This window comes from Streptomyces sp. NPDC048420 (genome assembly GCF_040651535.1).
GTDB lineage: Bacteria > Actinomycetota > Actinomycetes > Streptomycetales > Streptomycetaceae > Streptomyces.
Window position 1 is genome coordinate 48502 of the sequence record NZ_JBEZKG010000040.1, and the last position, 12614, is coordinate 61115.

Sequence of the window (12614 nt, forward strand, 5' to 3'; positions counted from 1 at the left end):
GTCATTCGCCGAGTTCTTCGGTCGGATTGATCTGAGCACGTCAGGAGTGAGTCATGCCCTTGTTCCGCAGGGGGGAGTGGCCGCGTGATCACCGCGACGAGTTGGTCGCCGGAGCGCTCGTCGGAGCGGTGGTGATCGTGCTGGGGTACGCGTCGGGCATCGGCGCACCCGGCACGGCCGAGGCCGCCGCTCCCCCGGCCGCGCCGCCGCCTGCGGCCACCGTTCCGGCGACGACCGCACCGGGGGCCGCTCAAGTCCCGGTCGGTTCGGGGCAGTTGCCCGGGTACAGCGTGGGCGGGGCGGCGGGCACCGGGTTCGGGTACGGCGGCGGAGGCGCCGTGACCGGTACCGTGCCCGTCGATCACAGCGGAGGGCACGGCACCGGCCCCACCGGGGGCGAGACCCCACCCCCGCCCTCCGGCCCGGGCTCCGCCACGCCCACCCCTACGCCGACCCCCTCCGCCACGGACACCTGCCAGGACGGCGAGGTCACCCTCGTACAGCCGCTGCTCGAAGGCCTCACCGAGCCGGTCCTCGGCCTGCTGGGCGGGTCGGAGCCGAGCGCTTCCCCCTCGCCGACGCCCTCCCCGTCGACCTCGCCCTGCGTCGGCCTCGCGCCCGCCTCCAGCCTCCTCGGCGGGATCCTCGCCGGCTCCCCCTCCGCCTCCCCGCGGCCGGAGGCGACCCGATGAGGCCGCTGCTCGTCCTCGCCGCCCTGCTCTGCGCGCTGCTCGGCGCCGCCGCTCAACCCGCCTTTGCGCACACCGAGTTGGTGAGCTCCTCCCCCAAGGACGGCGCCACGCCGGCCAAGGCCCCCGACCACCTCACCCTCACCTTCGACGAGGCCGTCGACCTGGCCGACGTACGGGTGCTGACGGTGGACGGGGACCGGCTGCCCCTCTCACGCACGGCGAAGGGCAACGTCGTGCGGGTCGCCCTCGGCAGCCCGGCGGACGGGAAGTTCGCCGTCGTGTGGTCCGTCGTGGACCGGGAGGACGGACACGCCTCCTCCGGGCGGATCGCCTTCGCCGTTGGGACGTCCGCCACCGGGACCGGCGGCGACGAGGCCCGGGCCCCCGCTCCCGCACCGTCCCCCTCGGTGCGCAAGGGCCTCGTCGCCGTCCGCTGGGCCGGATATCTCGCGCTGGCCCTGTTCGTCGGCGGCCTCGCCTTCGTCTCGCTGCTGTGGCCGGGCGGGGCGCACGAGCCGCGGGCCCGGGCGCTGCTGGGCCTTGCCTGGACGGTCGGGCTGCTGGCGACCGTGGCGACGGTCGGACTGCAGGGGGCGTACGGCTCCCTCGGCGGCTTCCGGGACGCGCTGCGCCCGGCGACCTACGCGGACGTCCTGGCCACCCAGCCCGGCATCGTGCTCGCCGCCCGCGGGCTGATGTGGGTGCTCGCGGCCGTCGTCCTCGCCGCCCTCCTCCAGGGCGCCGCGCGCTCGCCCGGCTGGCGGGTCGGGGCGCTCGCGGTGACCTTCGGGCTGCTGCGCACCACCGGTATGGCGGGCCACAACTCCGAGGGCAGCGAGCCCACTTGGGGTGCCGTCGCCGACTTCGTGCACCTGCTCGGGGCCGCGCTGTGGATCGGCGGGCTCGCGATGCTCGCGCTGGCGGTGCTGCCGCGCCGGCGGCCCGGGGAGCTGGCGGAGATCGTGCCGGGCTACTCGCGGCTCGCGGCGCTGAGCGTCACCGGCATCGTCGGCGCCGGGCTGGTGCTCGCCTGGCAGGTGGTGGGGTCGTACGGCGCCCTGCTGCACACCTCGTACGGGCAGCTGCTGCTCGTCAAGACAGCCGTCCTCGGGGGCGTCCTGGTGGCCGCGTACGCGAGCCGCCAGTGGGTGCGCACCCGTCTCGATCTCGCCGTGCTGCTGCGCGGCGACGCCGCCACCGTGCGGCCCTTCGGTTACTCGGTCGCGGCCGAGACGGGGCTGGTCCTCGTCGTGCTCGCCGTGACGAGTCTGCTGGTCACGGCCGATCCCGGCCGCTGAACTCCCTGAGAAACAAAAGGAGTTGTAGTGAAAAGCAAAGACGAGACCGGTGGCCGGCGCAGCAAGTCGCCGACCGGGAACCGGTCCCTGCTGTTCGCCGGCCTCGGCGCGGCCCTCGCCGCCGTACTGAGTCTCGGGCTGCTGAGCGCGGCCACGGGTTCCACGACGGCCTCGCAGCAGGCCGCGGGCGCGGCTCAGGCGCCCGCTGCCAACGCCGCGGACATGAAGGCCGACGCCGCCCCCGACTACCAAGTCGACATCATGGGGTACAAGTTCGGCGACGGTAAGCAGCTCGTCGTCGAGGTCGGCCAGACCGTTCAGTGGACCAACCACGACAGCGCGCCGCACACGGTGACCACGACCAAGGCCCCGGTGGCCTTCGACTCGGGGACCCTGAAGCAGGGCGACTCGTGGTCGTACACCTTCACCAAGGTGGGGACGTACGAGTACTACTGCGCGGTGCACCCGGACATGGTGTCGTCCGTGAAGGTCGTAGCCGCGTCCGGCGGTGGCGGTGGCGGTGGCGGTACGACGCCCGCGCCGACGCCGACCGCGACACCCACCGGCACCCCTACCGGTACCCCCACGGCCACTCCGACGGCCACTCCCACCTCGACCCCGACCGGGATGCCGACGGCGACCCCGACGGCCACGCCCACCAGCGGTGACGGCGAGCAGTGCACCAGCATCCGCAACGAGCTGCTGCCGATCCTCCAGCACCTCTACGCGGCCCACCTGGAGCAGTCGCCGGGCCAGCAGGTGCAGGACGCGCTGGCGCTCGACTCGTACATCAAGATGCACACGGTGTGGATCGAGAGCATCCTCAAGCCGGCCGTCAACGACGGCGGCACGGTGCTCGACAGCACGCTCAGCGTGCTGCTGGCCCACATCAACTCCGCGCACCTGGAGGAGTCGCTCGGACAGCAGGTCACCGATCTGCTGAACCCCGACGCCTACGTGAAGATGCACACCGTCTGGGCCGAGCACCTGCTCACGCCCACCACGGACTTCCTCACCACCAGCTGCTGACACACAGGTGGACGCCGTTCCGGCCGGGGCTCAGCCGGCCGGAACGGCGTCCACCGCCATTCTCCACACCCCCACCACATTTCGGGAACCGCTTTCCAAGGAGTTCGGGATGACAACCGTCACCCTGCCCACCGTTCCGCCGCCCCGCCGCCTCACCGTGGCCCCCGGCCGCTCGCTCGCCGAACTCACCGCCTGGTACGGGCCGCTGCCGGTACGGCGCCGTCGGATACCGCTCGCCTCGGCAGCCCTGGAGACCCCCGCGGAGACCGAACACCCCGCGTACCGCTTCGAGTTCGACGACCGCGAGCTGCGGGCCGTCCTCACCTCCGAGCGGGTCGAGGAGCTGCCCGGCGACCGCCTCCAGCTCACCACCGACCTCGTCCTCGACGGCGTCGCCTTCCCCGCTCTGCTCCGGCTGCGCGTGGTCGACCGGGCCGAGGACCGGCTGCTCGTCGTGGGCACGGCCCGGCTGCCGTACCGGCTGCTGCGCCGGGCCACCGGCTTCCGGCTGCCGTGGCGCCTGCCGGCCACGCGCCTCAGGCTGCTCGTCGCGGCGGAGTTCGCGTGAGGGGGCTGCTGAGGGCCGCGGCCGCGCTCGCCCTCCTCACCGTGTGGCTGCTGCCGTCCGGACAGGCATCCGCGGCGAGCTACTCCGTGGCCATGAAGGGGTACGCCTTCTCACCGGCCTCCTTGAGCGTGCCGGCCGGATCCACGGTGACCTGGACCAACTACGACACGGCCCCGCACGACGTGAAGACCACCTCCGGCCCGGTCTCGATCCACTCCCCCATGCTGAACAAGGGCCAGAGCTGGAGCTTCACCTTCACCACGGCCGGTTCCTACGGCTATGTCTGCACGGTCCATCCGGACATGATCGCGGGGATCACGGTACGGGCGGCGGCTCCGGCCCCGGCGCCGACCTCGGCGGCTCCTGAGCAGCATGTGCACACACAGGCGCCGACCACTCAGGAACAGCACTCGGCCATGCCGGGCATGACGATGGGCCGCACGCCGACGGCGACCCGCACCTCCTCGTCACCGTCACCCACGGCGCCCGCAGCGGTCGTACCGCAGACGACCCAGTCGTCCCCGCAGCCGGCACAGGTGCCGGCGACCCAGACGACCGCCTCGACGGTCCGCCCCCTGGATCCGTTGCTGCTCCTGGCCGGTCTGGTGGCCGGGGTGGCGGTGCTGTGCCTGCTGCTGGTGGGCTCAAGGACGTCCCGAGCGCAGCGAGAGGAGTCCTGACGGCAGGGGCAGGGCTCGCCGTTCCTGAAGACTGAGCGGGAGTGAGTCCGCTCAGCCGCGCACCCCGAACGGTCCTGGGCGAGCTGGTCCCCGGCGTACTCGGGCCCCGGGGCGGCGGCGACGCGCATCCTGTGCGTGGTCCGGTCCAGGGAGGCCCCCGCAGCCGGAGGTCGCTGACGGACGCCGACGGGGAGGGCCCGGACCATCTCTCTGGTGGAGCGGGTCCCCGCACACTGGCGCCGTACCCCGGCGACCCGACCTGGTCCACACTCTCCGGCAAGCAGCTACAACCCCTTGCCCCGATACCGCCGCATCTTCGCCCGGGCCCCGCACACCTGCATCGAACACCACCGCCCCCGCCCCGCCGGACTCCGGTCGTAGTACGCCCAGTGGCAGTCGACGGCCTCACAGGCCTTCAGCCGTATCCACGTGCCCGCGACCAGGGACTCGGCGACGGCGGCGGCAACCCTGGACACCAGCGGCCGTGCGTCCGCGGGGGCGAGGGCCGCGGAGCCGTCCCCCGCGGTGACCGTCAGCAGCAGCGGCGCCGACGCCAGCAGCTCGCCCAGCGGTGTCACCGCCCGGTGCGGGGGATGCCCCGCATGCGCCAGCAGCACGACCCGCAGGGACTCGCGCAGCTCACGCGCCCCCGCCACCTCGCCCTCGGTGATCCCGAACCGCGCCCGCCCGTCCGCCGTGTCCAGCGAGTCGGCACCCGACTCCAGGTCGAGCGTGTTGACCAGGGACTCGACCAGGGCCAGCCCTCCGGGCGCGGGCGTTCGCTCACTCATGGCTGCACGCTACCTACTCTCGGGAATTCCCTTGCGACGTTACCTCCTACGAGGCATCATGCGGTAACGGTTACTGGTTACCCGGCTCTACAGGTAACCCCGCTTCAGGGAGGAAGCACCATGGCCATCGCCGAACTCGGTGTCGTGGTACTGGACTGTCCGGACCCCCGCGCTCTCGCCGGTTTCTACGCCGGTGTCCTCGGCGGCAGCGTCGAGGGCGACGGCGACTGGGTGGACCTCAAGACCCCCGGCGGACAGTCGCTGGCCTTCCAGGCCGCCCCCGGCTTCGTACCGCCGAAGTGGCCCGCCCCCGACGCCTCGCAGCAGTTCCATCTGGACCTGACCGTCCAGGACCTGGACGCGGCGGAGAAGGAGGTGCTGGCGCTCGGCGCGAAGCCGCTGGACGCCGACGACCGCACCCGCGGCTGGCGTGTGTACGCGGACCCGGCGGGGCACCCGTTCTGCCTCTGTGCCTGCTGACGTGTGTGCCCGCTGAACCAGGAGGTCTTCCCGTGACTGTCGCGTCTTTCCGTTCCGTCGTCGTCGACTGCCCCGATCCCCCCCGCGCTCGCCCGTTTCTACGCCGGGATCGTGGGCGGCACTCCGGACGACGACGACCCCGACTGGGTCGTCCTGCACGTCCCCGGCGGCCCCCGGCTCGCCTTCCAGAGCGCCCCCGGGCTCACCCCGCCGGAGTGGCCGCGCGCCGACCGCAACGCCCAGCAGTTCCACCTCGACTTCGACGCCGGGACCACATGGGAGGAGATCGACGCGGCGGAGGCCAAGGTGCTGGAAATGGGGGCGCGGCTGCTGCACGCGGAGGACAAGGAGGACTTCCGGGTGTACGCGGATCCGGCGGGGCATCCGTTCTGCCTGTGCCGGATCGACCCGATCTAGCTCTAGCCGTCCAGGTCGGCGATCTTCGCCGTGGACGGCTCGCGCCGCAGCTGCGCGGCCTGTGCGGTGAAGTCTGAGCCGCGCAGCACCCGCTGGACGTTGCCCCAGGTCAGCAGCGCGATGTCGACCTCTTCCCAGCCGCGGCGCAGCAGCTCGGCGATGAGGTGCGGGTAGCAGGAGGCGTCGCCGAGCTCCTGCGGATGGGCGGTGCCGGCGTCATAGGTGCCGGACAGGCCCACGCACTCGGCGCCCGCGATCTCGCGCACCCGGTCGAGGTGGTCGGCGACGTCCCGCACCGTCGGGCCGGTCTGCTCGGCGGTCAGCGGCACCATGCACAGGCCCCTGGCGGCGCCCACCTCGGCGAGCACGTCGTCGGGGAGGTTGGCCGGGTGGGGGCGCAGAGCGCGGGCGGCGGAGCGGGTGAACATCACGGGCGCCTTGGACACCGCCAGGGTCCGCCGGATGGTGGCCTCGGAGGCGCCGGAGAGGTCGGCGAGGACACCGAGCCGGTTCATCTCACGCAGCATCTCCTCGCCGAAGCGGGTGAGCCCGGCCTCGCTCGCCCAGGACACCCCGGACAGGGTGAGGGCTCGCAGGCCGAGAGCGTGCAGGGAGCGCAGGATGCCGAGGGAGTCGCCGAGGGCGGCGGCACCGGCGGGGCCGAGCAGTACGGCGGCGCGGCCGCAGTTGCGGGCGTCGGTGATCTGACCGGCGGTGCAGGCGAGCCGCAGACCCTCCGGGTGGTTCCGTACGACCGTCTTCACCAGGTCGAGCTGCTCCAGGGTGGCCCCCACCGCACGGTCCCCGTCGAGCCCCTCGGGCAGGTGCAACGACCACATCAGGGCGCCCACGTGGCCCTCCCTGAGCCTCGGCACATCGGTGTCCACGGCGCTCTCGCCGAGCTCCAGGTCGTACCAGGGCAGATGCCTCAGGACCCAGGGCAGTCCGCTGTAGCCGTCGGCGACGGGGTGCGCGGCGAGGATGAGGTGGGCGCGCTCCAGGGGCTCGGTGTCCGGGTCGGAGACGGGGGTGTACAGCTGCGGCACGGCCTCGAAGTGCTGGGGCAGCTCTCCCACCTCAGTCGTGGGGTGCAGTTCGTCCTGGAGGTCTGCCATGACGGGCTCCGTACGTCGTGATCTTCCTGATCGCCGTACCGTCACCGTCGCACGGAGCGCGGGAGGCTTCCTGGTGGGCGGGGCGTTCGGGGGTACACCGGTTCGGGTACCGTGCGCCGCCCCGGCCACCAGGTCGAAGGTGCCCCTGGTGGTCAGCCGTCGAGCTGGGCGAGGGTCGCGTTGGACGGTGCCCGGGTCGCCTGAAGCTCCCTTGCCACGTCCTCCGCCGCGCCCAGTACCCGTACCGCGTTCTGCCAGGTCAGCTTGGCGAGGTCGGGCCTGGACCAGCCGCGGTCGAGGAGCTCCGCGATCAGGTTCGGGTAGCCGGAGACGTCGCTGAGGCCGTCGGGGGTGAAGGCCGTGCCGTCGTAGTCGCCGCCGATGCCGATGTGGTCGACGCCCGCCACCTCGCGCATGTGGTCGAGGTGGTCGGCGACCGTCGAGACCGTGGCGACGGGGCGCGGGGTGCGCTCCTCGAAGGCGCGGTGCACCTTCATCGCCTCGGGGGTGGTCGCGAGATGGTGGAGGCCGTGCTCACGCATGTTCTCGTCGGCCGCGGCCGTCCAGTCGACGGCGGCCTGGAGGACGAACTTCGGGACGAAGGTCACCATCGCCATGCCGCCGTTGGCCGGCAGGCGTTCCAGGACGTCGTCCGGGATGTTGCGCGGGTGGTCGCATACCGCCCGCGAGGAGGAGTGCGAGAAGATCACCGGCGCCTCACTCGCGTCCAGCGCGTCCCGCATGGTCGTCGCCGCCACGTGCGAGAGGTCGACCAGCATGCCCTCGCGGTTCATCTCCCGGACCACCGCGCGGCCGAACGCCGACAGACCGCCCACGCCGGGTTCGTCCGTCGCCGAGTCCGCCCAGTCCACGTTGTCGTTGTGGGTGAGGGTCATGTAGCGCACGCCGAGTGCGTACAACGCGCGTAGCGTGGCAAGCGAGTTGGCGATGGAGTGACCGCCTTCGGCGCCCATGAGGGAGGCGATACGGCCTTCCCGGCGCGCCTGCTCCATGTCGGCGGCGGTCAGCGCGGGCGCCAGCGTCTGCGGGTACCGCGCCTGCAACTGCCGTACGCAGTCGATCTGTTCCAGCGTCGCCGGCACCGCGTCGGGCAGGTCCGAGCGGACGAACACCGACCAGTACTGCGCACCTACCCCGCCGGCCCGCAGCCGGGCCAGGTCGGTGTGCAGGTGGGCCGACTGGTCGGTGGCGATGTCACGGGCGTCGAGGTCGTAGCGGACCTGTTCGCGCAGCGCCCAGGGGAGGTCGTTGTGGCCGTCGACGACCGGGAACTCGGCGAGTAGTTCCCGGGCTGCCTCGAGTGGGGTCATGGGCATCACCTGTTTCTTACGAGGGCCCCGACAGACACGCCAGGGAAGAACGGAGACGGAATGATGCGAATACGCGTGCCCACGTTCACCCATTGGAGCGTGCTCGCGAGATCGGGGCACGGATGTGCGGCCGTCGTACGTACGGTTCCGTCTGAGAGTTGGAAGTGCCGCGACGTTCCGCGCGGAAGGCTGGTGAGGGGGTGACGGAGCTGAAGGCGGCTCCACAGGGTGGACACGCTCGCTACACCTTCCGGCTGCGCGTGTCGTCGGCCACCGCTGCCGCGTTGGAGGCCGAGTGGGTCCGGTGCCGCTGGGTCTGGAACGAGTGTGTTGCCCGTTCCGTGAAGGCCCACCGGGACGGCGAGACGTGCGGCCCGGCCCGCCTCGACCGCATGCTCACCGAGGCCAGGGCGAACAACGCATGGCTGCGGACGGGGTGTTCGGTTCCGCAGCAGCAGATCATTCGCGACTTCGGCAAGTCCCGTGCCAAGGCTGTGAAGGACATCGTGCAGGGGCTGCCCGGACACCATCGCGCCGGGATGCCGAAGTACAAGAAGAAACACGCCGCACTGCCGACACTGAGCTATACCAGGCGCGGTTTCCGACTGAAGCACGGCCGTCTGCACCTTGCGGGCGGGATCGTGCTGAATGTGGTGTGGTCTCGGAGCCTTCCCACGGAGCCATCCTCGGTGCGCGTGTACCAGGACGCTCTGGGCCACTGGTACTGCTCGTTCGTTGTTCCGGCAGCAATGAGACCTCTGCCCACCACGGGCGCGGTGATCGGGATCGACTGGGGGGTGAAAGACACCGCGACCACGACCAGCGACTCGCACGACCTCCCGCACGCCGAGCACGGCCGCAAGGCCAAGAAGAAACTGAACCGGTACGACCGGATGATGGCCCGCCGCAAACCGAAGACGGGGCAGGCCGCATCGAAGGGCTGTCGAGAGGCGAAGCGCCTGCGGGCCAAGGCGCACAAGAAGGTCGCCCGGCAACGGCAGGACACCGGTCGCAAGTGGGCGAAGAAGGTCGTGCGCGACCACGACGCCATCGCGGTGGAGGACTTCCGCCCGAAGTTCCTCAGCCGCACCACCATGGCCCGCAAGGCCACCGACGCAGCCATCGGTGCCACCAAGCGGGCCTTGATCGAGATGGGCCGTAAGCACGCGCGGGATGTCCGTCTCGTGCACCCGGCGCACACCACCATGGACTGCGCGCAGTGCGGAGCGAGAACCAAGCACGCACTTCCTCTTTCGGAACGTACCTACACGTGCACCGCGTGCGGAGCAATGTCCCCCAGGGACAAGAACTCCGCCCGTGTGATGCTTGTCCGGGCAGGTCTGAACCCGGCTGGTGCTGATCGCACAAGACTCGACCGTTCGCTGAGCGACCGAGCAGCGTGAGCCAGGAATCCCCCTCGAAGACGGGGAGGAGCATTCAATTCCCGAAGCCGAAGCCGTTGCCCGGGCTCTCGACCTTGGCGCGCAGACGCTTGCCCTTCTCGGTGGCCTGGTCGTTGAGCTCCTGCTGGAACTCCCGCATCCGGCCGAGGAGTTCCTCGTCGTGGGCGGCGAGGATACGGGCCGCGAGCAGACCGGCATTGCGCGCACCGGCGACGGAGACGGTCGCGACCGGGACACCGGCCGGCATCTGCACGATGGAGAGCAACGAGTCCATGCCGTCGAGGTACTTCAGCGGCACCGGGACGCCGATCACCGGCAGCGGGGTCACGGAGGCGAGCATGCCCGGGAGGTGGGCGGCTCCCCCGGCCCCGGCGATGATCACCTTCAGGCCGCGCTCGGCCGCCTGCTCGCCGTACGCGATCATCTCGCGCGGCATGCGGTGCGCGGAGACGACGTCGACCTCGTACTCGATCTCGAACTCGTCGAGGGCCTGCGCGGCGGCCTCCATGACGGGCCAGTCGCTGTCCGAACCCATGACGATGCCTACAACGGGGCTCATTCGGTGATCGTGCCTCTCAGGTAGCCGGCAGCGTGACGTGCGCGTTCGAGAACGTCGTCCAGGTCGTCGCCGTAGGTGTTGACGTGGCCCACCTTGCGGCCGGGCTTCACGTCCTTGCCGTACATGTGGATCTTCAGCTTGGGGTCGCGGGCCATGCAGTGCAGGTACGCGGAGTACATGTCGGGGAAGTCGCCGCCGAGGACGTTGACCATCACGGTCCACTTCGCGCGGGGGCGCGGGTCGCCGAGCGGGAGGTCCAGGACGGCCCGGACGTGGTTGGCGAACTGGCTGGTGATCGCGCCGTCCATCGACCAGTGGCCCGAGTTGTGCGGGCGCATCGCGAGTTCGTTGACGAGGATGCGGCCGTCGCGGGTCTGGAACAGCTCGACGGCGAGGTGGCCGACGACGTCCAATTCCTTGGCGATGTTGAGGGCCATCTCCTCGGCGCGCAGGGCGAGGCTCTCGTCGAGGTCGGGAGCCGGGGCGATGACGGTGTCGCAGACGCCGTTGACCTGCTGGGACTCGACGACCGGGTAGGCGACGGCCTGGCCGTGCGGCGACCGTACGACGTTGGCGGCGAGCTCGCGGACGTAGTCGACCTTCTCCTCGGCGAGGACGGGGACACCGGCCCGGAAGGGGTCGGCGGCCTCCTCGGCGGAGTCCACGACCCACACGCCCTTGCCGTCGTAGCCGCCGCGGACGGTCTTGAGGACGACGGGGAAGCCGTCGCCCTCCGCCGCGAAGGCCGCCACGTCCTCGGGATCGCTGACGATCCGGTGCCGTGGGCACGGGACGCCGATCGCGTCGAGCCGCGCACGCATCACGCCCTTGTCCTGGGCGTGCACGAGCGCGTCGGGGCCGGGGCGCACGGGGATGCCGTCCGCCTCCAGGGCTCTGAGGTGCTCGGTGGGTACGTGTTCGTGATCGAAGGTGATCACGTCGCAGCCCTTCGCGAACTCACGCAGCGTGTCGAGGTCGCGATAGTCGCCGATGACGACATCGCTCACCACCTGCGCCGCGGAATCCTGAGGGGTGTCACTGAGGAGCTTGAATCTGATGCCTAGCGGGATGCCTGCCTCGTGTGTCATACGAGCGAGCTGGCCTCCGCCGACCATGCCGACTACCGGGAACGTCACGACCCCAGGGTATCGGTCACGCCATCGCGGCCGGATTCCGCGCCTCTTACCGGCCCTCTTACCAGCTTGTTTCCCTGTGAGTGAGGTCATCCACAGGCAACGGGCAGGGGGGATGGTTAGCATGGTTGAGTTGACGAAATCACTCGACTGACCGACCCGACTGGGGGACTGTACAACCATGGGACATGGTTCCTCAGGGCTGCGAAGGATCGTTCGCGAGGCCGCCAAATTCGGTGCGGTGGGCGGAGCGGGGCTCCTCGTCAACCTCGTCGTCTTCAACCTCGTCCGGCATGTCACCGAGCTTCCGGTGGTCCGGGCGAGTGTGATCGCCACGGTCGTCGCGATCGCCTTCAACTACATAGGGTTCCGTTACTTCACGTACCGCGACCGCGACAAGAGCGGCCGTACGAAGGAACTGACCCTGTTCCTGCTGTTCAGCGTGGTCGGTCTCGTCATCGAGAACGGCATCCTGTACGCGGCGACCTACGGCTTCGGCTGGGACAGCCCGCTGCAGAGCAACATCTTCAAGTTCGTCGGCATCGGCATCGCCACCCTCTTCCGCTTCTGGTCCTACCGCAGCTGGGTCTTCAAGACCCTCCCGGCCCGCGAGGCCGTGGCGAGCGCGGAGTCCTTCCTGGAGGAGGCGCAGGAGGCCGCTGCCCGGAAGGCACGGCCACGGCAGCGAGTGCTGTGACCTGGCGGTCGGCTGGAGCGGCCGGGGTGAGCGGTGAGCGTCCGGGTGTCGTAGAGCCGGCTCGTCGGGGGCTGCCGTAGGGCCGGTGTGCCGGGGCTGTCGGAGAGCCGGTGTGCCGGGGCTGCCGTGGAGCCGACCCGTCGGGGGCCGTCGCAGAGCCGTCCCTCCACGGACTGGCGGCGAGCAGGCCCGCCCCGCTCAGAAACAGCCCGTGCCCGCCCGAACGACTAGAGGCGGCGCAACGCAAGTCCAGCTGACACCGGCCAGCTCACCCGCCCCGCCGAGGACCGCCCCAAGCCGCCCGGCACCGGCTCCCGGCAAGCAAGCCCGCCCCGCTCAGAAACAGCCCGTGCCCGCCCGAACGACTAGAGGCGGCGCAACGCAAGTCCAGCTGACACCGGCCAGCTCACCCGCCCCGCCG

General features: G+C 71.1%; 13 protein-coding genes and 1 pseudogene. 9 read left to right on the forward strand and 5 right to left on the reverse strand.

Translation table 11 applies throughout. From position 1 onward, the window contains the following. Nucleotides 1-53 precede the first annotated feature (53 nt). The 5 genes from AB0D34_RS43105 (at nucleotide 54) to AB0D34_RS43125 (ending at nucleotide 4267) form a co-directional block, all read left to right on the forward strand. A complete protein-coding gene (locus AB0D34_RS43105) occupies nucleotides 54-692 on the forward strand; it encodes a hypothetical protein (protein WP_362672618.1) in 639 nt (212 codons plus the stop codon). Further along, the gene (locus tag AB0D34_RS43110; RefSeq protein WP_362672621.1) at nucleotides 689-1990 is read left to right on the forward strand and encodes a copper resistance protein CopC; all 1302 of its coding nucleotides are present in this window, start codon (nucleotides 689-691) and stop codon (nucleotides 1988-1990) included. The genes AB0D34_RS43105 and AB0D34_RS43110 overlap by 4 nt, the downstream gene beginning before the upstream one ends. Nucleotides 1991-2017: 27 nt before the next feature. After that, nucleotides 2018-3019 carry a plastocyanin/azurin family copper-binding protein gene (locus AB0D34_RS43115; protein ID WP_362672624.1) on the forward strand — a complete coding sequence of 334 codons (1002 nt, stop codon included), beginning with the start codon at nucleotides 2018-2020 and terminating at the stop codon, nucleotides 3017-3019. A gap of 109 nt (nucleotides 3020-3128) precedes the next feature. After that, nucleotides 3129-3587: a hypothetical protein gene (locus AB0D34_RS43120; RefSeq protein ID WP_362672627.1), complete on the forward strand. Its 459-nt coding sequence runs from the start codon at nucleotides 3129-3131 to the stop codon at nucleotides 3585-3587. Continuing rightward, complete coding sequence (locus AB0D34_RS43125; protein WP_362672630.1) at nucleotides 3584-4267, forward strand: plastocyanin/azurin family copper-binding protein; 684 nt, start codon at nucleotides 3584-3586, stop codon at nucleotides 4265-4267. Before AB0D34_RS43120 ends, AB0D34_RS43125 begins: the two co-directional genes overlap by 4 nt. Nucleotides 4268-4551: 284 nt before the next feature. Here the strand turns inward: AB0D34_RS43125 and AB0D34_RS43130 are convergent, their stop codons facing one another. After that, nucleotides 4552-5058 (reverse strand): CGNR zinc finger domain-containing protein, encoded by a 507-nt coding sequence (locus AB0D34_RS43130; RefSeq protein ID WP_362672633.1) that lies wholly within the window; start codon nucleotides 5056-5058, stop codon nucleotides 4552-4554. Between the two features lie 120 nt (nucleotides 5059-5178). Here AB0D34_RS43130 and AB0D34_RS43135 point away from each other — a divergent pair, with 120 nt between their 5' ends. Both AB0D34_RS43135 and AB0D34_RS43140 read left to right on the forward strand, forming a co-directional pair. Beyond that, nucleotides 5179-5538 carry a VOC family protein gene (locus AB0D34_RS43135; RefSeq protein ID WP_362672636.1) on the forward strand — a complete coding sequence of 120 codons (360 nt, stop codon included), beginning with the start codon at nucleotides 5179-5181 and terminating at the stop codon, nucleotides 5536-5538. Between the two features lie 32 nt (nucleotides 5539-5570). Further along, nucleotides 5571-5955, forward strand: a pseudogene (locus AB0D34_RS43140) (VOC family protein). A 2-nt stretch (nucleotides 5956-5957) separates the two neighbouring features. Here AB0D34_RS43140 and AB0D34_RS43145 read toward each other — a convergent pair. Together AB0D34_RS43145 and AB0D34_RS43150 are read right to left on the reverse strand one after the other, a co-directional pair. Continuing rightward, nucleotides 5958-7070, reverse strand: coding sequence for a dipeptidase (locus AB0D34_RS43145; protein WP_362672639.1), 1113 nt, complete (start codon nucleotides 7068-7070; stop codon nucleotides 5958-5960). Nucleotides 7071-7222: 152 nt separating this feature from the next. After that, a complete protein-coding gene (locus AB0D34_RS43150; RefSeq protein WP_362672642.1) occupies nucleotides 7223-8401 on the reverse strand; it encodes a dipeptidase in 1179 nt (392 codons plus the stop codon). A 200-nt stretch (nucleotides 8402-8601) separates the two neighbouring features. On the opposite strand from AB0D34_RS43150, the gene AB0D34_RS43155 reads away from it, so the two are divergent. Beyond that, a complete protein-coding gene (locus AB0D34_RS43155) occupies nucleotides 8602-9804 on the forward strand; it encodes a transposase (RefSeq protein WP_362672645.1) in 1203 nt (400 codons plus the stop codon). Nucleotides 9805-9838: 34 nt separating this feature from the next. Here AB0D34_RS43155 and purE read toward each other — a convergent pair whose 3' ends face one another. After that, nucleotides 9839-10363, reverse strand: a complete 525-nt coding sequence (gene purE / locus AB0D34_RS43160) for a 5-(carboxyamino)imidazole ribonucleotide mutase (protein ID WP_362672648.1) — start codon at nucleotides 10361-10363, stop codon at nucleotides 9839-9841. Next, the gene (locus AB0D34_RS43165; RefSeq protein ID WP_362672650.1) at nucleotides 10360-11499 is read right to left on the reverse strand and encodes a 5-(carboxyamino)imidazole ribonucleotide synthase; all 1140 of its coding nucleotides are present in this window, start codon (nucleotides 11497-11499) and stop codon (nucleotides 10360-10362) included. Before AB0D34_RS43165 ends, purE begins: the two co-directional genes overlap by 4 nt. A 178-nt stretch (nucleotides 11500-11677) precedes the next feature. Here AB0D34_RS43165 and AB0D34_RS43170 point away from each other — a divergent pair, with 178 nt between their 5' ends. Next, nucleotides 11678-12193, forward strand: a complete 516-nt coding sequence (locus tag AB0D34_RS43170) for a GtrA family protein (RefSeq protein WP_362672653.1) — start codon at nucleotides 11678-11680, stop codon at nucleotides 12191-12193. The last annotated feature ends 421 nt before the right edge of the window (nucleotides 12194-12614 follow it).

Bases quoted from the DNA above. Each gene is read 5' to 3' on its own strand.
- AB0D34_RS43105 (WP_362672618.1), top strand. From the start codon at position 54: ATGCCCTTGTTCCGCAGGGGGGAGTGGCCGCGTGATCACCGCGACGAG.
- AB0D34_RS43110 (WP_362672621.1), top strand. From the start codon at position 689: ATGAGGCCGCTGCTCGTCCTCGCCGCCCTGCTCTGCGCGCTGCTCGGC.
- AB0D34_RS43120 (WP_362672627.1), top strand. From the start codon at position 3,129: ATGACAACCGTCACCCTGCCCACCGTTCCGCCGCCCCGCCGCCTCACC.
- AB0D34_RS43130 (WP_362672633.1), bottom strand. From the start codon at position 5,058: ATGAGTGAGCGAACGCCCGCGCCCGGAGGGCTGGCCCTGGTCGAGTCC.
- AB0D34_RS43135 (WP_362672636.1), top strand. From the start codon at position 5,179: ATGGCCATCGCCGAACTCGGTGTCGTGGTACTGGACTGTCCGGACCCC.
- AB0D34_RS43145 (WP_362672639.1), bottom strand. From the start codon at position 7,070: ATGGCAGACCTCCAGGACGAACTGCACCCCACGACTGAGGTGGGAGAG.
- AB0D34_RS43150 (WP_362672642.1), bottom strand. From the start codon at position 8,401: ATGACCCCACTCGAGGCAGCCCGGGAACTACTCGCCGAGTTCCCGGTC.
- purE (WP_362672648.1), bottom strand. From the start codon at position 10,363: ATGAGCCCCGTTGTAGGCATCGTCATGGGTTCGGACAGCGACTGGCCC.
- AB0D34_RS43170 (WP_362672653.1), top strand. From the start codon at position 11,678: ATGGGACATGGTTCCTCAGGGCTGCGAAGGATCGTTCGCGAGGCCGCC.